General features: G+C 60.9%; 18 protein-coding genes. 12 read left to right on the forward strand and 6 right to left on the reverse strand.

Annotation, left to right across the window (positions count from 1 at the left end; translation table 11 throughout):
• The first annotated feature begins 23 nt into the window (after positions 1-23).
• Complete coding sequence (locus AC3IP0_RS25075) at positions 24-1,742, forward strand: C13 family peptidase (protein ID WP_489326148.1); 1,719 nt, start codon at positions 24-26, stop codon at positions 1,740-1,742.
• 27 nt (positions 1,743-1,769) lie between these two features.
• On the forward strand, positions 1,770-2,411 hold the full coding sequence (locus tag AC3IP0_RS25080) for an oxidoreductase (protein WP_489317366.1): 642 nt from the start codon (positions 1,770-1,772) through the stop codon (positions 2,409-2,411).
• 48 nt (positions 2,412-2,459) lie between these two features.
• Here AC3IP0_RS25080 and AC3IP0_RS25085 read toward each other — a convergent pair whose 3' ends face one another.
• The 4 genes from AC3IP0_RS25085 to AC3IP0_RS25100 all read right to left on the reverse strand — a co-directional run bounded on the left by AC3IP0_RS25085 (position 2,460) and on the right by AC3IP0_RS25100 (position 6,787).
• A complete protein-coding gene (locus tag AC3IP0_RS25085) occupies positions 2,460-2,744 on the reverse strand; it encodes a YceK/YidQ family lipoprotein (protein ID WP_122592679.1) in 285 nt (94 codons plus the stop codon).
• A complete protein-coding gene (gene ubiX, locus AC3IP0_RS25090) occupies positions 2,737-3,369 on the reverse strand; it encodes a flavin prenyltransferase UbiX (protein ID WP_150726946.1) in 633 nt (210 codons plus the stop codon). Before ubiX ends, AC3IP0_RS25085 begins: the two co-directional genes overlap by 8 nt.
• The gene (mpl, locus tag AC3IP0_RS25095; RefSeq protein ID WP_489317367.1) at positions 3,366-4,715 is read right to left on the reverse strand and encodes a UDP-N-acetylmuramate:L-alanyl-gamma-D-glutamyl-meso-diaminopimelate ligase; all 1,350 of its coding nucleotides are present in this window, start codon (positions 4,713-4,715) and stop codon (positions 3,366-3,368) included. The genes ubiX and mpl overlap by 4 nt, the downstream gene beginning before the upstream one ends.
• A gap of 158 nt (positions 4,716-4,873) precedes the next feature.
• Positions 4,874-6,787: a sigma-54-dependent Fis family transcriptional regulator gene (locus AC3IP0_RS25100; RefSeq protein ID WP_489317368.1), complete on the reverse strand. Its 1,914-nt coding sequence runs from the start codon at positions 6,785-6,787 to the stop codon at positions 4,874-4,876.
• Positions 6,788-7,086: 299 nt separating this feature from the next.
• On the opposite strand from AC3IP0_RS25100, the gene exaC reads away from it, so the two are divergent.
• The 10 genes from exaC to AC3IP0_RS25150 all read left to right on the forward strand — a co-directional run bounded on the left by exaC (position 7,087) and on the right by AC3IP0_RS25150 (position 18,273).
• Entirely contained in the window at positions 7,087-8,607 is a 1,521-nt protein-coding gene (exaC, locus tag AC3IP0_RS25105) for an acetaldehyde dehydrogenase ExaC (RefSeq protein ID WP_008052346.1), read from the forward strand.
• Between the two features lie 273 nt (positions 8,608-8,880).
• Positions 8,881-10,254, forward strand: a complete 1,374-nt coding sequence (gene eat / locus AC3IP0_RS25110) for an ethanolamine permease (RefSeq protein ID WP_150726942.1) — start codon at positions 8,881-8,883, stop codon at positions 10,252-10,254.
• Positions 10,255-10,361: 107 nt separating this feature from the next.
• Positions 10,362-11,756, forward strand: coding sequence for an ethanolamine ammonia-lyase subunit EutB (locus AC3IP0_RS25115; RefSeq protein WP_150726941.1), 1,395 nt, complete (start codon positions 10,362-10,364; stop codon positions 11,754-11,756).
• 8 nt (positions 11,757-11,764) lie between these two features.
• Positions 11,765-12,589, forward strand: coding sequence for an ethanolamine ammonia-lyase subunit EutC (gene eutC / locus AC3IP0_RS25120; RefSeq protein WP_489326151.1), 825 nt, complete (start codon positions 11,765-11,767; stop codon positions 12,587-12,589).
• 114 nt (positions 12,590-12,703) lie between these two features.
• Positions 12,704-13,165 carry a GNAT family N-acetyltransferase gene (locus AC3IP0_RS25125; RefSeq protein WP_007990572.1) on the forward strand — a complete coding sequence of 154 codons (462 nt, stop codon included), beginning with the start codon at positions 12,704-12,706 and terminating at the stop codon, positions 13,163-13,165.
• A 270-nt stretch (positions 13,166-13,435) separates the two neighbouring features.
• Positions 13,436-14,092, forward strand: a complete 657-nt coding sequence (locus tag AC3IP0_RS25130) for a DedA family protein (protein ID WP_489317371.1) — start codon at positions 13,436-13,438, stop codon at positions 14,090-14,092.
• A 4-nt stretch (positions 14,093-14,096) separates the two neighbouring features.
• Positions 14,097-14,909: a M90 family metallopeptidase gene (locus AC3IP0_RS25135; protein ID WP_489326153.1), complete on the forward strand. Its 813-nt coding sequence runs from the start codon at positions 14,097-14,099 to the stop codon at positions 14,907-14,909.
• 113 nt (positions 14,910-15,022) lie between these two features.
• Positions 15,023-15,550 carry an inorganic diphosphatase gene (gene ppa / locus AC3IP0_RS25140; RefSeq protein ID WP_007990564.1) on the forward strand — a complete coding sequence of 176 codons (528 nt, stop codon included), beginning with the start codon at positions 15,023-15,025 and terminating at the stop codon, positions 15,548-15,550.
• Between the two features lie 229 nt (positions 15,551-15,779).
• Entirely contained in the window at positions 15,780-16,526 is a 747-nt protein-coding gene (locus AC3IP0_RS25145) for a LexA family transcriptional regulator (RefSeq protein ID WP_489317373.1), read from the forward strand.
• Positions 16,527-17,097: 571 nt separating this feature from the next.
• Positions 17,098-18,273 (forward strand): GGDEF domain-containing protein, encoded by a 1,176-nt coding sequence (locus AC3IP0_RS25150; RefSeq protein WP_489326154.1) that lies wholly within the window; start codon positions 17,098-17,100, stop codon positions 18,271-18,273.
• Here the strand turns inward: AC3IP0_RS25150 and AC3IP0_RS25155 are convergent.
• Positions 18,260-19,072 (reverse strand): YfaP family protein, encoded by an 813-nt coding sequence (locus tag AC3IP0_RS25155; RefSeq protein ID WP_489317375.1) that lies wholly within the window; start codon positions 19,070-19,072, stop codon positions 18,260-18,262. The genes AC3IP0_RS25150 and AC3IP0_RS25155 overlap by 14 nt on opposite strands.
• Before the next feature lie 3 nt (positions 19,073-19,075).
• On the reverse strand, positions 19,076-20,695 hold the full coding sequence (locus AC3IP0_RS25160) for a DUF2300 domain-containing protein (RefSeq protein ID WP_489326156.1): 1,620 nt from the start codon (positions 20,693-20,695) through the stop codon (positions 19,076-19,078).
• Position 20,696: the final 1 nt, after the last annotated feature.

A 20,696-nucleotide genomic window follows, 5' to 3' on the forward strand; every position in this document is an offset into this window, starting at 1 on the left:
CGCCTAATTGCCCGGAATCCGCTATGCGCTCACTTGCACTCCTTGCCTTGACCCTGATGCTCACCGCTTGCGGCGACGGCGAATCGCCAATGCCTCCCGACGCCCGCCTGCCGGACGGCGGACGCTATCGCGGTGACCTGGTCAATGGCTTGCTGCAAGGCAAGGGGCGCATCGACTACCCGAACGGCAGCTGGTACGCCGGCGAATTCGACAAGGGCCAGTGGCAGGGCCAGGGCGAATGGCATGGCAGCAATGGCGAAGTCTATCGCGGGCAGTTCAACCAGGGACTGTTCGACGGCCAGGGGGCACTGACCACCAACGCCAGCAGCTACAGCGGCGGCTTCAAGGCCGGCCGGCGCAACGGCGAAGGCACCCTCAAAGAAAACGGCATGAGCTATCGCGGAGAGTTCAAGGCCGATCAATACGCCGGCCTGGGTCGCCTCGAACTCGAAGACGGCAGCGCCTATCAGGGCCAGTTCGCCCATGGCAAACCCAATGGCGAAGGCCAGCGCGGCGACGGCAACGGCAATCAGTTCACCGGGCACTTCGTCGACGGCCAGCTGGAAGGCAACGGGACGTTCAACAGCGCCGACGGCGACATCTATGTCGGCAGCTTCAAGAACAATCAATTGCACGGCAAGGGCCGCTACGAAAACGCCGACGGCGATGTCTGGCTGGGCCAGTTCAAGGAAGGCTCGCTGAACGGCAAGGGCGAGTTGATCGGTACTGACGGCAGCCACTACATCGGCCAGTTCAATGACTGGCGCTTTTCCGGCCAGGGCCGACTGAACCTGTCCGACGGCAGCTTTTACACCGGGCAGTTCGACAACGACAGTTACCAAGGGCGCGGCACATTGGTGTTGACCGATGGCACCGTGCTCAGCGGCACCTGGATCAACGGCCAGCGCGTACGCGACGCCGAGGGCAAATTATTGCCCGACACCCTGGAGCTCGGCCTGCTGGCCCAAGGGCGCCTGCTCGACGCCGCGCTGGCCAACGTCCCACCCTCGACCCCGGCGGTGGAGCTGTATTCGTTGACCCTGGGTGGCGATGGCAAGCAAAGCGTGTTTCTGCGCGAATCCGACTACGTCGCCAACATGCTCACTACCCGTTTCGGTACCTTTGGCCAGATCCGCCTGGTGAACCATCGCGACCACCTCGCCGACCGCCCGATGGCTACCCGGGAAAGCCTGCGCCGCGCCGCCCTGACGCTGGCCGAACGCAGCGGTCCGGAAGACCTGATTTTCATCTACCTGACCAGCCACGGCACCAGCGAACACGAACTCGTGCTTGACCAGCCGCGCATGGAATTGGCCGATCTGCCAGCCGACGAGTTGGCCGCAGTTCTCGCCCCCCTGAAAAACCGCGACAAGATCATCGTGATTTCGTCCTGCTACTCCGGCGGTTTCATCCCCACCCTCAAGGATGAACGGACCCTGATCATGACGGCCTCGCGGGCCGACCGAGTGTCCTTCGGTTGCTCGGAGGAAGCCAACTTCACTTACTTCGGCGACGCCCTGTTCGCCCAGGCCCTGAACCAGACCGATGACCTGGCACAAGCCTTCAAACTGACCAAGGCCACCGTCGCCGAACGTGAGCTGGCGGACGGTTTCGAAGCGTCCGAACCGCAGATCTGGGCACCGAAAACCGTCCTCTCGCATTGGCAACTTCTGCGCAAACAGCAGGCACGAAAAGCTCTGCAAAGTGCGTCCATCGAAAGCAAGGATGCAAACAGCAACTAAGCTGAATAGTATCAAGGGAGAAACACTATGTACTTGACGCCTCAGCACGTATTGCTTGCCGGAGCCACCGGCCTGACCGGTGAACATCTGCTTGATCGCTTGCTCAACGAGCCAACGATTTCACGGGTATTGGCCCCCTCACGCAGGCCATTGGCCGAGCACCCGCACCTTGAAAACCCCGTCGGCGACCCGGTGGAGTTTCTGCCGCAGTTGAACGGCCGTGTCGACATCGCCTACTGCTGCCTGGGCACCACGATCAAACAGGCGGGCTCGGAACAGGCGTTCCGCGCGGTGGACCTGGACATGGTCGTGGCCTTTGCCAAACGCGCACGGGAGATGGGCGCACGGCACCTGATCGTGATCAGTGCGCTGGGAGCCGATCGCAGATCCTCGATTTTCTACAACCGGGTCAAAGGCGAGATGGAGTACGCATTGCGCGCGCAGGACTGGCCGCAGCTGACTATTTGCCGCCCTTCGCTGTTGCTGGGTGATCGCACCGAACCGCGACTGGGCGAGAAAGTCGCCGGCCCGTTGTCTCGGCTGATCCCTGGCAAATACCATGGCATCGAGGCCTGCCAACTGGCTCGCGCGATGTGGCGCCTTGCGCTGGAAGAGCAGGACGGGGTCAGGATTGTCGAGTCGGATGAGCTGAGGAAGTTGGGCAAGTAAACCGCGAACCTGTGGCGAGGGGGCTTGCCCCCTCGCCACAACGCTCTCTTACAATCCACCCGTCGCCTGAAAACTCACCCCAATCACCGTCAGCAATGACAGCGGCAACAGCAGCGTGTCGAGCAACGCACTCGCCGGCAGGTCGACACCGGGATAGCTCGGTGCTTCGGCGCCGAATCGGTCCATCGCGCAGCACCCACCGTTCAACGCGTACAAATCCAGGCGAGTCCCCGAGTAAACCACCGGAGCCCCCGGCTTGGCCGCATCGAGGGTGCGCGCGGTCGCGCACCCGGCCAATTGCAGCGCCAGCACTATCACCAGCAGCTTATTCATCGCTGGTCAGATGATGCTCGCCCCAGCGCGGCAACATGTCCTGAGGAATATTCAGCAGGTTGAGGATCCGCGCCACGACAAAGTCGATCAGGTCGTCGATGGTTTGCGGCTGATGATAGAAGCCCGGTGATGCTGGCAGGATTGTCACGCCCATGTTCGACAACTTGAGCATGTGCTCAAGGTGAATGCTCGAATACGGCGCTTCACGGGGCACCAGGATCAACTGCCGACGCTCTTTCAGCGTCACGTCTGCGGCCCGTTCGATCAGGTTGTTGCAGGCACCGGTAGCGATGGCCGACAACGTGCCCGTGGAACACGGCACTACCACCATCGCCGCCGGGGAGCCGGAACCCGAAGCCACCGGCGACATCCAGTCTTCCTTGCCGTAGACCCGAATCTGCCCGGCGGCGGCACCCGTGTATTCGGTGAGGAACGCCTGCATCATCTGCGGCTTGGCCGGCAGCGTGACGTCGGTTTCGGTGGCCATCACCAACTGCGCAGCCTTGGAAATCAGGAAGTGCACTTCACGATCTTCCCGCACCAGGCAGTCGAGCAGGCGCAAACCGTACTGGGCGCCTGAAGCGCCGGTCATCGCCAGGGTGATGCGGTCCGGGCCGTTGTTCATTTGAGCGCCTCAGCCAGTTTGCCGTGCAGGCCGCCGAAGCCGCCGTTGCTCATGATCACCACGTGGGTGCCTGGCTGAGCCTGACTCTTCACGCGCTCGATGATGCCTTCCAGGGAATCGCTGACAATCGACGGCACGGTGCACAGCGCGGCGGTGCCCGCCAGGTCCCAGCCGAGGTTGGCCGGTGCGTACCAGATCACCTGATCGGCATCGACCACGCTTTCCGGCAATCCGTCACGGTGCGCGCCAAGCTTCATGGAGTTGGAACGCGGCTCGATGATCGCGATCAGCGGTGCATCGCCGATGCGCTTGCGCAGCCCGTCGAGGGTGGTGGCGATGGCGGTCGGGTGGTGAGCGAAGTCGTCATAAATGGTGATGCCACCCACTTCCCCGACTTTTTCCATCCGGCGCTTCACGCTTTTGAAGGCGCTCAACGCGGCGATACCCATGGACGGCACCACACCGACGTGGCGTGCGGCAGCCAGGGTCGCCAGAGCATTGGCGACGTTGTGCTGGCCAGTCATGTCCCACTCGACCACGCCCTGGGCGACGCCTTCGAACATCACTTCGAATTTCGAGCCATCTTCACTGAGCAGCTTGACCTGCCACTGACCGCCGGCACCGGTGGTTTGCACCGGAGTCCAGCAACCCATCTCGATAACGCGCTGCAAGGCCGGCTCAGTGGTCGGATGAATCACCAGGCCTTCGCTTGGGATGGTCCGCACCAGATGATGGAACTGCCGCTCGATGGCCGGCAGGTCCGGGAAGATGTCCGCGTGATCGAATTCGAGGTTGTTCAGGATTGCCGTACGCGGACGGTAGTGCACGAACTTGGAACGCTTGTCGAAGAACGCGCTGTCGTATTCGTCGGCTTCAATGACGAAGAACGGCGTATCGCCCAGGCGCGCGGACACCGAGAAGTTTTGCGGCACGCCGCCGATCAGGAAACCCGGAGCCATGCCCGCGTGCTCCAGCACCCAGGCCAGCATGCTGCTGGTGGTGGTCTTGCCGTGCGTACCGGCAACCGCCAGCACCCAGCGACCTTGCAGCACGTGATCAGCCAGCCATTGCGGGCCGGAGACGTAGGGCAGGCCTTTGTTCAGCACATACTCCACAGCCGGGTTGCCCCGGGACATGGCGTTGCCGATCACCACCAGATCAGGGGCCGGATCGAGTTGCGCCGGGTCGTAGCCTTGGGTCAATTCAATGCCCTGGGCTTCCAGCTGAGTGCTCATCGGCGGATAGACGTTGGCATCGGAGCCCGTCACGTGATGGCCCAACTCCTTGGCCAGAACCGCCATTGACCCCATGAAAGTGCCGCAGATACCAAGAATATGAATGTGCATAGTCGACCTCGTAAAACATGGCCGCAGGTTAGCTTAGGGAGGGGAAAATCGCACCTTGTGTTTCAGTATATGAAGACGCCTTCGCGAGCAGGCTCGCTCCCACAAGGCCTGCGCAGACCCTGTGGGAGCGAGCCTGCTCGCGAAGGGCGCGACGTGGTCTACCGGGCAATCCCGTGTTTACGCAGTTTTCGATAGAGGGTATTGCGACTGACCCCCAACTGCTCCGCGGTGTGCGTCATATGCCATCGCGTCTGTTCCAGCGCATTGAGCAACGCCAGCCGCTCGGCATCTTCCAGCGGATGCTCCGACGCCTCTTCAATCGTCGAGACTGCCGGCCGCGCCTGGCGAATCATCGCCGGCAAATCCTCCAGACCGATCCGCCCGTCCTCACACAGTGCTGCCAACGTACGCAGCACATTTCGCAACTGCCGCACATTACCCGGCCAGGCGAACCCCAATAAGGCCTCCCGCGCCGGGCCGTCGATCAACACGGTTTCTCCGCCCGCCTCCTCGGCCAGCAGAAAGTCGAGCAACCGGGATTTGTCGCTACGATCACGCAAGGCCGGCAACGCGACTTCCAGCCCGTTGAGGCGGTAATACAAATCCTCACGGAAGCTGCCGTCCTGCACACGATCCAGCAAGTTACGGTGAGTGGCACTGATGATCCGCACATTCACCGATTCCGGCTCGCCACCGATCGGCACCACTTGCCGGTCTTCCAGCACCCTCAGCAAGCGAGTCTGCATGGCCAGTGGCATGTCACCGATTTCATCGAGGAACAAGGTGCCGCCGTCGGCCTGTTGCAGTTTGCCGCGCATGCCCTCCTTGCGCGCACCGGTAAAGCTGCCACCGCGATATCCGAACAGCTCGCTTTCGATCAGGGTTTCGGGAATGGCCGCGCAATTGAGGGCGACAAAGGCTTTCTCCGCCCGCTGGCTGGCGTGGTGCACCGCTTTGGCAAAGGCCTCCTTGCCGGACCCGGTTTCGCCGTTGATCAGCAGCGGCACGTCGCGTTCATAGACGCGCAAAGCCTTGCGGAAGTCCGCCTGCAACGTCGCGTCATCCAGGCAAATGCCCGACAGCCGCGGCGCTTGTACAACCTTGGCCGCTGGCACCATCGGGGTTGGCAGCGGCCGCCGTGCCTCACCGCGCAATACCGCGAACAGCTTGCGGCCATCACGGGTGCGCAACGGCCAACTGGCGGCGGCATTGGTGCTCGCGCGACCGAGCAACTCATCAAGCGAGCAATCGAAAAACGCCTCCACCGGCTTACCCAGCAAGCCGCCGCGAATATGCCCCAGCAGGTTCAGCGCACTCTGGTTGACCGCACAAATGCGCCCTTCCCCGTCGAACGCCAGCAAGCCTTCGCTGAACAAACCGACGGACTCGGCCTGCAAGTGAAAACGCAGCAACCATTGGTTGTCGAAGCAGCGCAGGAAGTAGCAGCTCTCGATCATCTTCGCCGACAGATTGACCAGCGCCATGGTGTGGAACTGGCTTTGCCGCGACACATCGCGCCGCGCCGACGACACGTCGAGCACCGCCAGCAATTCGCCATGGGGATCGAAGACCGGGCTCGCCGAGCAGGTCAGGCCGGTGTGGCGGCCGCGAAAGTGTTCGTCCTGATGGATGGTCAACGACTGACGCTCCACCAGGCAGGTGCCGATACCGTTAGTGCCTTCGCACGCTTCGCTCCAGTCGGCCCCGAGCCAGAGGCCGGCGCGCTCGAAAATCTGTCGTTCGGCGGGCGCGGTGACGCAGTTGAGGATCACGCCGCGGGCGTCGGTCAGCAGCACTGCATGGCCGGCGCCGGAGAGTTGTTGATGCAGGCTGGTCATTTCATTGCCGGCGATGTGCAGCACTTGCTGCAAGCGCTCGCGGCTTTCCAGGACACGGCCATGTTCCAGCACCGTCGGCGCGATGCTCAGGGCCGGATCGAGGTGATAGTCCTCAAGGCAGCGCAGCCAGGAACGGGCGATGGACGGATCGCTGCCGGGACCGTGCAGGTGGGTCTTGCCCTGGGTCACCGTCAATACTTGCTGGGCATGGCGACTCAAATGGTTGTCGTGCATTTCTTATTATTCTCCCCGGGGCTCGGCGTCCCGTGCATGAGGTGATGCCGAGCATCCTCCAGCTCGGCCCGCATTGCAATGCCTGCAAGACCGGTTGGTCACAAGCTGTGCCACAAAGGGTACAAAGTGTCACCAGGGCTGTACCGAAAGCGTCACAGGCCAACCCCGTTTGTCCGACAAAAACCTCGCAAGGCCTTGATTTACCTGACATGCAAGGCACTGGCCCGGCCCTTGCTCTACGCTTAAAGCAAGCGCACATGCGCGACTCCCTATAAGCACAAAAGCAAGGAGAGACCACCATGCGTTACGCTCACCCCGGTACTGAAGGCGCTATCGTTTCGTTCAAAGCCAAATACGGTAACTACATCGGCGGCGAGTTCGTCGCGCCTGTCAAAGGTCAGTACTTCACCAATACCTCGCCAGTAAATGGCCAACCGATTGCCGAATTCCCCCGTTCCACGGCCGAAGACATCGACAAGGCCCTGGACGCTGCTCACGCCGCTGCCGACGCGTGGGGCGCCACGTCCGCCCAGGCGCGCTCGCTGGTGCTGCTGAAAATCGCCGACCGCATCGAACAGAACCTCGAACTGCTGGCAATCACCGAATCCTGGGACAACGGCAAAGCCGTGCGTGAAACCCTCAACGCCGACATCCCGCTGGCCGCCGACCACTTCCGCTACTTCGCCGGTTGCATCCGTGCCCAGGAAGGCAGCGCCGCCGAGATCGACGGTAACACCGTGGCCTATCACATCCATGAACCGCTGGGCGTGGTCGGGCAGATCATTCCGTGGAACTTCCCGATCCTGATGGCCGCCTGGAAACTCGCCCCGGCGCTGGCTGCCGGCAACTGCGTGGTGCTCAAGCCTGCCGAGCAAACCCCGCTGGGCATCACCGTGCTGGTCGAACTGATCGGCGACCTGCTGCCACCGGGCGTGCTGAACATCGTCCAGGGTTTCGGTCGCGAAGCCGGCGAGGCCCTGGCCACCAGCAAGCGTATCGCCAAGATTGCCTTCACCGGCTCGACCCCGGTCGGCTCGCACATCATGAAATGCGCGGCGGAAAACATCATTCCGTCCACTGTGGAACTGGGTGGCAAGTCGCCGAACATCTTCTTCGAAGACATCATGAAGGCCGAACCGTCGTTCATCGAGAAGGCCGCCGAAGGCCTGGTACTGGCGTTCTTCAACCAGGGCGAAGTCTGCACCTGCCCTTCCCGGGCACTGGTGCAAGAGTCGATCTACGACGAATTCATGCAAGTGGTGATGAAGAAGGTCCTGCAAATCAAACGTGGCGACCCGCTGGACACCGACACCATGGTCGGCGCCCAGGCATCCGAGCAGCAATTCGACAAAATCCTTTCGTACCTGGAAATCGCCAAGGGCGAAGGCGCCGAACTGCTGACCGGCGGCAAGGTGGAAAAACTCGAGGGCAACCTGGCGAGCGGGTATTACATCCAGCCGACGCTGCTCAAGGGCACCAACAAGATGCGCGTGTTCCAGGAAGAAATCTTCGGCCCGGTGGTGAGCATCACCACCTTCAAGGACGAAGCCGAAGCCCTGGCCATCGCCAACGACACCGAGTTCGGCCTGGGTGCCGGCCTCTGGACCCGCGACATCAACCGCGCCTACCGCATGGGCCGCGCCATCAAGGCCGGTCGTGTGTGGACCAACTGCTACCACCTGTACCCGGCGCATGCCGCGTTCGGTGGTTACAAGAAGTCCGGCGTCGGCCGTGAAACCCACAAGATGATGCTCGACCACTATCAGCAGACCAAAAACCTGCTGGTGAGCTACGACATCAATCCGCTGGGCTTCTTCTAAAAACCGGGGGCGACACAGGTAACTCTGTGTCGCCCTTCAAGCAGCCATCGCGAGCAAGCCCGCTCCCACAGGTTTTTGTGGTGAATCCACCTTTTGAGACCTGACACAGAACCCTGTGGGAGCGAGCTTGCTCGCGATGGCGTCTTAAATGACACAACACTCAAGGTCTGGCCGCTCTGGCACGGGCCTTGCGTACCCGTCATTCAGGATTTGCACCCAACCCGTCGCACCCGAAAGTCCAAAAGATCGAACAATAAAAATTAGAGAGGACTTATGACTACTTCTTCCACACAGCTCAAACCCACTCTCGGCACCCTGCATTTATGGGGTATTGCCGTCGGCCTGGTGATTTCCGGCGAGTACTTCGGCTGGAGTTACGGCTGGGGCACCGCAGGCACACTGGGTTTTCTCGTCACCGCATTGATGGTGGCGACGATGTACACCTGCTTCATCTTCAGCTTCACCGAACTGACGACGGCGATTCCCCACGCTGGCGGGCCGTTTGCCTACAGCCGCCGGGCCTTTGGTGAGAAAGGCGGGTTGATCGCCGGCATCGCCACCCTGATCGAATTCGTCTTTGCGCCACCGGCCATCGCCATGGCCATCGGCGCCTACCTCAACGTGCAATACCCGGAACTAGACCCGAAGATCGCCGCCGTTGGCGCCTATTTCGTGTTCATGGGCCTGAACATCCTGGGCGTCAGCATCGCGGCCACCTTCGAATTGGTGGTCACCGTGCTCGCAGTCGCTGAATTGCTGGTGTTCATGGGTGTAGTTGCCCCGGGCTTCAGCTTCAGCAACTTCGTACTCAATGGCTGGTCGGGTTCGAACGAGTTCACGATGGGCTCGATTCCCGGGATCTTTGCGGCGATCCCCTTTGCGATCTGGTTCTTCCTCGCCATCGAAGGCGCGGCCATGGCCGCCGAGGAAGCCAAGGACCCGAAACGCACGATCCCCAGGGCCTATGTCAGCGGCATTCTGACCCTGGTTTTCCTGGCCATTGGCGTGATGGTGATGGCCGGCGGCGTCGGCGACTGGCGCCAACTGTCGAACATCAACGATCCGCTGCCCCAGGCGATGAAAGCCGTGGTAGGCGATAATTCGACCTGGATGCACATGCTGGTATGGATCGGTCTGTTCGGTCTGGTGGCAAGTTTCCACGGGATCATTCTTGGCTATTCCCGGCAGTTCTTCGCCCTGGCTCGCGCCGGTTACCTGCCCAAGGGGCTGGCCAAACTCTCGCGCTTCCAGACGCCGCATCGGGCGATTCTGGCCGGCGGCGTGATCGGCATCGCGGCGATCTACAGCGACGGCCTGATCAACCTGCAAGGCATGACCCTGACGGCGGCGATGATCACCATGTCGGTATTCGGCGCCATCGTGATGTACATCATCAGTATGCTGAGCCTGTTCAAGCTGCGTAAGACCGAACCGAACCTGGAGCGCACCTTCCGCGCGCCGGGCTATCCGATCGTGCCGGGGATCGCGCTGTTTCTGGCGGTGGTGTGCCTGGTGGCGATGGCCTGGTTCAACACCGTGATCGGCCTGGTTTTCCTCGGCTTCATGGTTGCCGGTTACCTGTACTTCCAGTTGACCGCCAAGCAACGTTCCGAGGCACCTGCAGACGCTATGCTCGAAGGTATATGAATGCACCGGCGCCGGGCCCCGAGCCTGGCGCCTGCATTATTGAAGTGCATGCAATTCCCCACAGAAAAGCGGATCGAATTTTTGAATTGATCAGGAGGCCCCGCCCCATGGCCGTATATGCCCATTCAGTCGGCGCCCAGACCTATCGCTTCGACAGCCTCAAGGATGTGATGGCCAAGGCCAGCCCGGCGCGCTCCGGGGATTTTCTGGCTGGCGTCGCGGCCCTCAATGACGGCGAGCGCGTCGCGGCCCAGATGACTTTGGCCGACATCCCGCTATCCCACTTCCTGCAAGAAGTGTTGATTCCCTATGAGTCCGATGAAGTCACCCGCCTGATCATCGACACCCACGACAAACAAGCCTTCGCGGTCGTCAGCCACCTCACTGTCGGCGGCTTTCGCGACTGGCTGCTCAGCGATGCCGCCGACGAGCAGGTCCTGCGCGCCCTCGCCCCCGGTCTGACTCCGGAAATGGCCGCCGCCGTGTCGAAGATCATGCGCGTGCAGGATCTGGTGCTGGTGGCGCAGAAAATCCGCGTGGTCACCCAGTTTCGCGGCACCCTGGGCCTGCGCGGTCGGCTGTCCACTCGTCTGCAACCGAATCACCCCACCGACGAACCGGCGGGCATCGCCGCGAGCATTCTCGACGGCCTGCTGCACGGCAACGGCGATGCCATGATCGGCATCAACCCGGCAACCGACAGCATCGCCTCGATCTGCGCGATGCTGGAGATGCTCGACGCGATCATCCAACGCTATGAGATCCCGACCCAGGCGTGCGTGCTGACCCACGTCACCACGTCGATCGAAGCGGTCAATCGCGGCGTGCCGTTGGACCTGGTGTTCCAGTCTATCGCCGGCACCGAAGCGGCCAACGCCAGTTTCGGCATCAACCTCAATATATTGCAGGAAGGTTACGACGCAGGTTTGAGCCTCAATCGCGGCACGCTGGGCCAGAACCTGATGTATTTCGAAACCGGCCAGGGAAGCGCCCTGTCAGCCAACGCCCATCACGGCGTCGATCAGCAAACCTGCGAAACCCGGGCCTACGCCGTGGCGCGGCATTTCAAACCGTTCCTGGTCAACACCGTCGTCGGCTTCATCGGCCCGGAATACCTGTACAACGGCAAACAGATCATCCGCGCCGGCCTGGAAGACCACTTCTGCGGCAAATTGCTCGGTGTGCCCATGGGTTGCGACATCTGCTACACCAACCACGCCGAAGCCGACCAGGATGACATGGACACCCTGCTGACCCTGCTGGGCGTCGCCGGGATCAACTTCATCATGGGCATCCCAGGCTCCGACGACATCATGCTCAACTACCAGACCACCTCGTTCCACGATGCGCTCTACGCCCGGCAGACCTTGGGGTTGAAGCCCGCACCGGAGTTCGAGCAGTGGCTGGCGAAAATGGGCATCTTCACTCAAGCGGATGGCAGGGTTCTCTTCGGCGACAGCCTGCCGCCAGCCTTCCGGCAGGCCTTGGCGCAACTGGGATGAGCATTGACATGGACAAACTACCCTTCGATCCACACAACCCTTGGCTGGAACTACGACGCCTGACGCCGGCGCGAATCGCTCTGGGCCGCACCGGCACCAGCATTCCCACCCGCGCGCAACTGGACTTCCAATACGCCCACGCTCAGGCGCGGGATGCGGTGCACTTGCCGTTTGACCATGCCTCCCTCAATGCGCAATTGGCCGAACGTGATCGCGAATGTCTTTTGCTGCACAGTGCGGCGACGGATCGCAACACCTACCTGCAACGCCCCGATTTGGGGCGAAAACTCAGTGATGCCTCGGCGCAGACCCTGCGTGATTACGCGGCGGCCCATCCGGATGGCGTGGATCTGGTGATCGTGGTCGCCGACGGCCTGTCGGCACTGGCCGTTCATCGCCATACCCTGCCGTTTCTAGCGCGACTCAAAGAGCAAATGGCAGGCGACAGCTGGACTGTTGCGCCAGTCGTACTCGTGGAACAGGGCCGAGTGGCCGTCGCCGATGAGATCGGTGAGTTGCTTGGCGCAAAAATGACCGTGATCCTCATCGGCGAACGCCCTGGCCTCAGCTCCCCGGACAGCCTGGGTTTATATTTCACCTACAATCCCAAGGTGGGCCTTACCGATGCCTACCGTAATTGCATCTCCAATGTCCGGCTCGAAGGCCTGAGCTACGGCATGGCGGCACACCGTTTGCTGTATTTGATGCGCGAAGCCTGCCGGCGGCAGTTGTCAGGGGTCAATCTGAAGGACGAAGCGCAGGTTCAGACACTGGAGGCGGACACGGGAGGCGACATGAAAGGAAATTTCCTGCTCGGCCCGCCGAATGCCTGAACCGCTTGCGCATTGCACACTCGTACCAGTTTCAGGCAGGATCGTGGCGCGGCCGCCAAGGGTTTCCCATCGCCGTCAGAGACGTAAGACAGCCACTTGAAGACGAGACCTACCATGCGGATTATTCAAGCGACCCTCGAACACCTGGACCTGCTGACCCCGTTGTTCGTCAAATATCGCGAGTTTTATGGTTCCCTGCCGTATCCGGACTCGTCCCGGGCGTTCCTCGAAAAACGCCTGCGTCGCAAGGAATCGGTGATCTACCTGGCGCTGTCCGATGACGACAGCAACAAACTGATGGGCTTCTGCCAGCTGTACCCGAGCTTCTCCTCGCTTTCGCTCAAGCGTGTATGGATCCTCAACGATATCTATGTCGCCGAGGACGCCCGCCGCCAGTTGGTGGCCGACAACCTGATCCGCACCGCAAAAAAAATGGCCAAGGAAACCAATGCCGTGCGCATGCGTGTTTCCACCAGCAGCAACAACGAAGTCGCGCAGAAAACCTACGAGTCCATCGGATTCAAGGAAGACACCGAATTCAAGAACTATGTGCTGCCGATCAGCGACGAACTCTGAATCACCTGCACCCTGCTCGCGATGGCATCGACTGGATTACACTGGTCCAACGAGGCAACGGCATCGCGAGCAGGCTCGATCCCACCTGATCGTTATCAAACATCAGCCCTGTGATGACATTCCCCGCTACAATCTCGACGCGATTTTCACCACTCGCCTCGTATAATCCCGATATTCCCGGCTTGTAAGAAAAACTACCCCTATCCGTAGTCTTACGCGAAGTCATCCGCACAGGTCTGCTGAGTCGGGCCGTCACCACAGGTGCTTTCCATGGATTTCAACCCGATCGACATTGTCCTGCATCTCGACGTCTACCTCGACATGCTTGTAACCAACTACGGAGCATGGATCTACGCCATACTTTTCTTGGTGATCTTCTGTGAAACCGGCCTTGTGGTCATGCCTTTCCTGCCGGGCGACTCCCTGCTGTTCATCGCTGGCGCCGTGGCGGCCGGTGGCGGCATGGACCCGGTGCTGCTCGGCGGTCTGCTGATGCTGGCGGCGATCCTGGGCGACAGCACCAACTACATCATCGGACGAACGGCAGGTGAAAAACTGTTCAGCAATCCGGACTCGAAGATCTTCCGTCGTGACTACCTGCAACAAACCCACGATTTCTACGACAAGCACGGCGGCAAAACCGTGACCCTGGCGCGCTTCCTGCCGATCATCCGTACCTTTGCACCGTTCGTCGCCGGAGTGGGGAAAATGCCTTATCCGCGTTTCTTTGCCTTCAGCGTGCTGGGCACCATCCTGTGGGTCGGTGGCCTGGTAACGCTCGGTTACTTCTTCGGCAACGTGCCGTTCATCAAGAAGAACCTGTCGCTACTGGTAGTGGGCATCATCCTGATCTCGCTGGTGCCGATGATCATTGGCATGGTGCGTAACCGCCTAGCCGGTTCGAATTCCAAAGCCGAATCGCGCTGACACGATGTGGTCCCTGAGCGCCTGGCGTCGCCGGCGCACCCTGGCAAAGCACCCGATTGCCGATGACATGTGGCAACGGGTGCGCCATCACCTGAGTTTTCTCGATGGCATCAGCGCCGCCGAAGACCAATGGCTGCGCGAAGCCTGTGTGCTGTTCCTCGAAGACAAGCACCTGAGCGCCCTGCCCGGTGTCGAACTGCATCAGGAACAACGCTTGCTGCTCGCCGCCCAGGCGCAATTGCCGCTGCTGCACCTCGGCGACCTGAACTGGTATCAGGGCTTCCACGAAATCATCCTCTACCCCGACGACTTCCTCAGCCCCCAGCGCCATCGCGATGCCAGCGGCGTCGAGCACGAATGGGACGGTGAGCACAGCGGTGAAGCCTGGCAGCAAGGCCCGATCATCCTCGCCTGGCCCGGCGTAATGGCCAGCGGGGGCTGGGAAGGCTACAACCTGGTGATCCACGAACTGGCACACAAACTCGACATGCTCAACGGCGTCGCCAACGGCCTGCCACCGTTGCATCCCGACATGCGCGTCAGCGACTGGGCCAGCGTCATGCAAGAGGCCTACGACGACCTCGACCGGCAACTGGAACGCAATCCCGACGCCGAAACCGCCATCGACCCGTATGCCGCCGAGAACCCTGCCGAGTTCTTTGCCGTCACCAGCGAATACTTCTTCAGCGCCCCGGATTTGCTATACGAGGCTTATCCACAGGTGTACCAGCAATTGAAGCTGTTCTATCGCCAGGACCCGTTGGCGAGGTTGAAGCAACTTCAGGCGCATGACCCTGTCTATCAGGCACACCAGTAAGCGCCATACGACTTCTGGTCCATGGCGTCGACACAGGAATATGCCTATAATCGCCGCCACTTTTTGGTCAATCCGGCCAAGTGTTTTTGGTCAACTAACGGGGGCAACGCCCAATGAGCTACAGCAAGATTCCGGCTGGCAAAGACCTGCCGAACGACATCTACGTCGCGATCGAGATTCCGGCCAACCACGCGCCGATCAAATACGAAATCGACAAAGACAGCGATTGCCTGTTCGTTGACCGTTTCATGGCCACCCCAATGTTCTACCCGGCCAACTACGGTTACATCCCGAACACCCTGGCTGACGACGGTGATCCCCTCGACGTACTGGTCGTAACCCCTTACCCGGTTGCTCCAGGTTCGGTAATCCGCGCCCGTCCGGTCGGCATCCTGAACATGACCGACGACGGCGGCGGCGATGCCAAAGTCATCGCAGTCCCACACGACAAGCTGTCCCAGCTGTACGTGGACGTGAAGGAATACACCGACCTGCCAGCGCTGCTGATCCAGCAGATCGAGCACTTCTTCGCGAACTACAAAGATCTCGAAAAAGGCAAATGGGTGAAGATCGAAGGCTGGGCCGGCGCAGACGCCGCCCGCGAAGCGATCACCAAGTCGGTTGCTGCCTACAAAGGCTAAGCCCGGCTGCAGGCTTTTAGCTGCAAGCGGCAAGAAAAACCCCGGGAGATCCGGGGTTTTTTGTGGGCGCTTGATAAGCACGCCAAACACTCCGTTTAAACAGGCCTTCCGATGGTTTTTGCTTGTTTAAAATTCCCCAAGAACGTCTTACATCCGGTCGTAAATTACCCGCAAAATTTGAACGAGGCGTTTATTCAAACCCTTGTTAGCCGCCAGTAGACTCACGTTCATGAAAAAGAACACTAGCGGCCCACGCTTTAAAGCGCTCCTCGAAGCAGCGAACATCACGACCACCGGATTTGCCGAATTCCTGGATACGGCTCCGCAAAATGTCCATAACTGGTACACCCGCGGTGTGCCCGCCCATTGCATGGAAGAAGTCGCCAGAAAACTCTCCGTCAGCAGCGACTGGCTGAAAACCGGCGAAGGCTCGAAAGATGCCCAACACCTGCGCCTGCTCGACGAATCCGGCAACACCTTCGATGCCCAGACCATCCGCGGTGTCTATACGGTCATCGAGCCTGTCGACGTCGAACTGCCTTTGTACAAAGAGGCTGTCATCGCCCCGGGCTCCAACGAGACACACGTCATAGAAGACCCCGGGCAATCCATCCGCCTGCCCCGCAGCCACCTTGATTCCCTGGAAATCAACCACGCCGACGCCATCTGTGTCTTCATGAGCGGTAACAGTATGGGAGAGAAAATTGAAGACGGTTCGACCCTGGCGATTGACCGTGGCCTGACCCAGATTATCGATGGCGAGATCTACGCCATCGAACATGACGGCATGCTACGCATCAAGTACCTGCACCGACTACCGGGCAACTCCCTGCGACTGCGCAGCCACAACCGCGCCGAATACCCGGATGAAATCTTCAGGGCCGCACAAATCGAAGAACAGAACATCAGGGTACTGGGGTGGGTGTTCTGGTGGTCGACCCTGAACAAACGACGGCCGACGGTGCCCTTTCTTTAAGCGCTCCAGCACACCCATAGGCCGCCCACCCGGGTGGCCAAACGGCTCTGCCCGGCACTTCCCGCTGGGAATTTCCATCAAACCTGCGTATGCTGCGCCCCACATTTGCGCATCGAACCGCCCTGCGGCTCAGATGCACTGGCCTGACAGATGACTTTCTCACCAGGTCCCACAGCCGGACGCAAGATCCGGGTGTACGTTTTGAAGGCTGGCGCGGTTTACCAAAAATGATCCAAGCCAGTCCCCGAGAAGCCGGCCACAAGCCGGCTTTTTAATGCCTGAAAGAAAGTGATTCGCCAATTACTGAATTTGTCGCAGCAGTGCTGAGACTTTTACGTCATGCCTGTACGCTTCGAAAAATTGACGCACAGGAAACAAATTAGGCCGGGTAGAGCCCCTCAGTCCGGACTGAGTACGAAACAACGCTAATAACCCTCCATCCCGCCCAGAGAACACTTGCCAAGCCAAATTGGCCGATGCTAAATCCACCCCGTCCAAAGACCGTTACCCTTACCCCGGAAGAAGCTCTGCCGGTCGGACTTCGCTTTCAAGCTCAACGGGAACCTTCGCAATGGATCTGCACATCCCGACCCTGCTGGTAGTCTCGGTCTTCGTTTTCTTTCTGATGGGTTTGTTGACCTGTCATGCCTGGTGGCGTGAAACCCGTGAGCGGCCTCTGGCTTATCTGGGTGCAATGATGTTTCTCGCTGCCCTTGGCGTGGTGCTGGTCAGTTGGCGGGGGCGTGGGGTCGATGTTATCCCGCTGGTTCTCGGCAACATGGCCCTATTGCTGAGCGCGGCGATGAACTGGACCGCCATGCGCGTATTTGTCGGGCGCGAGCCTTCGCTGCCGGGAATTTTCGCGGGCGCCGGCATCTGGCTGATCCTGTGCCTTATCCCGGCGTTCTATGACGCCATGCCCGTGCGAGTCGTGGTGTATTCACTGCTGGCGGCCGGTTATGGCGTGCTGACGGCATCGGAGTTCTGGCGCAGCCGGAAAAAGCTTGAAGTCGCGTACATGCCGGCGCTGGTTCTGACGCTGCTGCACACGGCTTTCTATATCGTTCGCAGCGTGATCGATAAGAGCCTGCCTCTGGATCAAGCCCTGTCAGGCATCGGCGATGGCGTACGTTTTTTTTCCTTCATGCTGTTCGAATCCATGCTGTATGTCATCGGGATCGCTTATGTGACGCTGGCCATGGTCAAGGAGCGCGCGGAGCTTAAGTTCAAGGCTGCCGCGTTCTGTGATCCGCTGACCGGGATCGGCAACCGTCGCGCCTTCATGTCCCACGGAGAACAATTGCTGACCCACTGCAAGCGCCGGGCAGAACCCGTTGCGTTGTTGCTGTGCGACCTGGATCACTTCAAGCGCCTGAACGATAGCTTTGGCCATCCGATGGGGGATCAGGCGCTGATCGCGTTCAGCCGGATTCTGACGGGCAACCTGCGCAATCACGATGTGTTCGGTCGTATCGGGGGAGAAGAGTTTGCCTGCCTGCTCAAAGGGGCGGATGAGCAGGAGGCGGTTCAGGTGGCTGAACGCATCCGCCAGGCGTTTTCCCGGCTGTCGTTGCTGGAGCCGGGGATGCTCAGTGTCAGTATCGGCGTCGTCACCACCGGCGAGTCGGGGTACGAGCTTTCGAGCCTGCTTTCACAGGCGGATGAAGCCCTGTATGGCGCCAAGGATCACGGGCGAAACCGTGTGCAAACCCTGCGCATGTTGTACCTCAACCTCACGGATAGCTGAACGACTTCACCAACGTCAACTCCCCCACCGCACGCATCGGCACCAGGAAGGTTTCCATCTTCTCGCTCGGCGTGCCCTCCTCGGTAATCACCGTCACCTGCGCCGTGGTCAGCGCCTGTACCGCGTCTTCCTGCCCCTCTTCTTCACTGCTGTAGCCGCCGCCGAAGTAGTTCACATACACCAGATATTGCCCCTTGATCGGCGCGGGCATGGCGAAGATTTCCGGGCCGTAGCCGGTGGTAACGTCGACGTCGAGCGCGGCGCCGTTGGGGGCGACGCGGTCGCCGTACCAGATGTGCGCGCCGTCGGGGGTGATCAGGTGCAGGTCGAGGTCGGTGCCGTCGCTGTCCCACGCCAGCAATACGCGCAATTTGGCCGGGGTCGCACCGCCGCTGCTGTTGAGAAATTGCGTGCGCTGACGTTGTTTGCCATCAGGGCTGCGAACCTCGACGCTGTTGCTGCCGTTGGGGAATGAGAACGGGCGATCGAAACGGCCGGCCGGGTCGATTTTCAGTGGCATGCTCACCCCGTTGACGATCAGCCGGCCGGGCTCTGTGGGTTTGGCTGTGGCTTTGATTTGCCCGCTGATGCGAGCGGTGTTGGCCTGCCCTGCCGGGGTATTCACCGACGAGGCCGGGTAGTTGACGGTCTGCCGGAAGTTTTCCCCTTCGCCCTCAGGAGCGCCGTTGCGCCAACCGCCTGCGGGGGTGTCGAGTTTGACGCTGTCCGCCGCCATCACCGATGGCAACGCCACCAGCGAGCAGAGAAACAGCAAGACCTGTGGATAACGGAGTTTCATGGACTATTCCAGCAAGAGGTGACGGGCGAGCCCTTCGATGTAGGTTTCATCCTGGCCATTGGGGTGCGCTTCGAAGGCCAGGTGCAGGTATTCGTGGGTCAGGTCGAGGCGGTCTTGCAGTGTCTGCGCGCCACGCACGTAGATACGCTGCCGTTCGCGGTCGACATAGGGGCGACCGAAGGCCAGGCGGCATACGGCGAAGGTGCTGACTTCGTTGTAGCCGGTTTCGCTTTCGAGTTTTTGGCGCCAGCCGCGCCGTTGCTTCTGCAGCCATTCTTGTGCGGCGGGCAACGCTTCGCAGGACGCGACCGGGTTGTCCCAGCGACTGAGACTGGCGCGTGGGTAGGCGTGCAGCAGGATGGCGTCGTAGCGCTGGCCGGCACGGGCCTGTTCGACGGCTTGCTGCCAGGACAGTTTGTCCGGGCCGGGCTGATCGGAATGGTAGGTGACGGTGCTGCCGGCCAGCACCAGGTCGCGGGTCCACGCGGCGATGTCGCGTGACTCGGACGACGCCGGACGCGGTGCGACCCGCTGACGGCTGCTGCTGTCGTCGATGCTCAGGCAATCACCGCTGCGCGTGGCGTTTTGCAGCAGGTAGGTGCGGATGGCCACGGCCAGGGCTTTGGCGGCCTCGACCGGTTCGGCGCTGGCTTCGCGCTGGAGAACACGGGCGACGTACTCTTCGCGATCCAGACGAGCCACGAGCTTGTGGTTCAGCAGAAACAGTTCGCCGTCGCTGTGGATATCCAGCGTATTGCCGTTGGCGAATTCAACGCGGTAGTCACCCTGCAATGCCCCGGAAGTCACCGCGGTGTCCCCTGCCAGCACGCGCCGAAGTGGATAGCGGGAGAACAGGTCGACCTCCACGCACTGTCCTGCATCCGCAGGCCATGAAACGGGAATCACCGTAGAGAGTGCCTGTGCGTAATCTCGAAGAACCCGCTGACTGGTGCCGCGCCCGCCGGCCCAGACAGGTGTACCGTCCACCGTCCAACCGGCAAACCCGCCCTGTCGCGATGTTGCGTCCTGATCCGCCAGCCAGCTCCAGGTCTTCACCCGCAGACGGCTACCGAGTTCACCGACGACATGGCCATCAGCGGCATTGATCACCACATCGAGCAACACACGCCGGGCTTGATCCTGCGCCGGCAGCACGGCCAACACCTTCAACAGTTCCGCCACCGAAACCCGGGTAGCCGGTTGCATCGAAGGCAAATCCAGCAACCATTGTGGCGCCTGCCGCGTCTGCCAATAGGCTCGCCAATCGGCATCGCTGATGCCCAACCGCGCGGGTTCGAAATACAGACCGCATGACTTCACCAGCGCCTGATCACGCTCGACCCTGCCGCCCGCCGTGCAGCAATAAACCTCTTCTTTCGACTGGCCGCGACATTCATAAGCCGGCTCGCGCGCACCGGTGTCCACCAGCCAGGCGTAGACGAACAACTTCCACACACTGCCCAGTGGCGTCTGCAAGTCCTGCGGCAACGGCTCACGGGTGATCACCTGCGTTCGGCCGAGCGACAACAAATCGCCCTTGAAGGCCAGGCGCAAAGGTTCGTCCTGCGCCGTTGCCAGCACAGGGATCAAACACAGCAACCCACCTATCAGCCGCCTGCGCACG

This window comes from Pseudomonas sp. GL_103 (genome assembly GCF_057835175.1).

What these genes read in the sequence shown, in the direction of transcription:
- AC3IP0_RS25085 (WP_122592679.1), bottom strand. Translation starts at nt 2,744, where the DNA reads ATGAATAAGCTGCTGGTGATAGTGCTGGCGCTGCAATTGGCCGGGTGC.
- AC3IP0_RS25125 (WP_007990572.1), top strand. Translation starts at nt 12,704, where the DNA reads ATGCGGATTATTCAAGCGACCCTCGAACACCTGGACCTGCTGACCCCG.
- eat (WP_150726942.1), top strand. Translation starts at nt 8,881, where the DNA reads ATGACTACTTCTTCCACACAGCTCAAACCCACTCTCGGCACCCTGCAT.
- AC3IP0_RS25135 (WP_489326153.1), top strand. Translation starts at nt 14,097, where the DNA reads ATGTGGTCCCTGAGCGCCTGGCGTCGCCGGCGCACCCTGGCAAAGCAC.
- AC3IP0_RS25150 (WP_489326154.1), top strand. Translation starts at nt 17,098, where the DNA reads ATGGATCTGCACATCCCGACCCTGCTGGTAGTCTCGGTCTTCGTTTTC.
- mpl (WP_489317367.1), bottom strand. Translation starts at nt 4,715, where the DNA reads ATGCACATTCATATTCTTGGTATCTGCGGCACTTTCATGGGGTCAATG.
- AC3IP0_RS25130 (WP_489317371.1), top strand. Translation starts at nt 13,436, where the DNA reads ATGGATTTCAACCCGATCGACATTGTCCTGCATCTCGACGTCTACCTC.
- eutC (WP_489326151.1), top strand. Translation starts at nt 11,765, where the DNA reads ATGGACAAACTACCCTTCGATCCACACAACCCTTGGCTGGAACTACGA.
- AC3IP0_RS25155 (WP_489317375.1), bottom strand. Translation starts at nt 19,072, where the DNA reads ATGAAACTCCGTTATCCACAGGTCTTGCTGTTTCTCTGCTCGCTGGTG.
- exaC (WP_008052346.1), top strand. Translation starts at nt 7,087, where the DNA reads ATGCGTTACGCTCACCCCGGTACTGAAGGCGCTATCGTTTCGTTCAAA.
- AC3IP0_RS25100 (WP_489317368.1), bottom strand. Translation starts at nt 6,787, where the DNA reads ATGCACGACAACCATTTGAGTCGCCATGCCCAGCAAGTATTGACGGTG.
- AC3IP0_RS25080 (WP_489317366.1), top strand. Translation starts at nt 1,770, where the DNA reads ATGTACTTGACGCCTCAGCACGTATTGCTTGCCGGAGCCACCGGCCTG.
- AC3IP0_RS25145 (WP_489317373.1), top strand. Translation starts at nt 15,780, where the DNA reads ATGAAAAAGAACACTAGCGGCCCACGCTTTAAAGCGCTCCTCGAAGCA.
- ppa (WP_007990564.1), top strand. Translation starts at nt 15,023, where the DNA reads ATGAGCTACAGCAAGATTCCGGCTGGCAAAGACCTGCCGAACGACATC.
- ubiX (WP_150726946.1), bottom strand. Translation starts at nt 3,369, where the DNA reads ATGAACAACGGCCCGGACCGCATCACCCTGGCGATGACCGGCGCTTCA.
- AC3IP0_RS25075 (WP_489326148.1), top strand. Translation starts at nt 24, where the DNA reads ATGCGCTCACTTGCACTCCTTGCCTTGACCCTGATGCTCACCGCTTGC.
- AC3IP0_RS25115 (WP_150726941.1), top strand. Translation starts at nt 10,362, where the DNA reads ATGGCCGTATATGCCCATTCAGTCGGCGCCCAGACCTATCGCTTCGAC.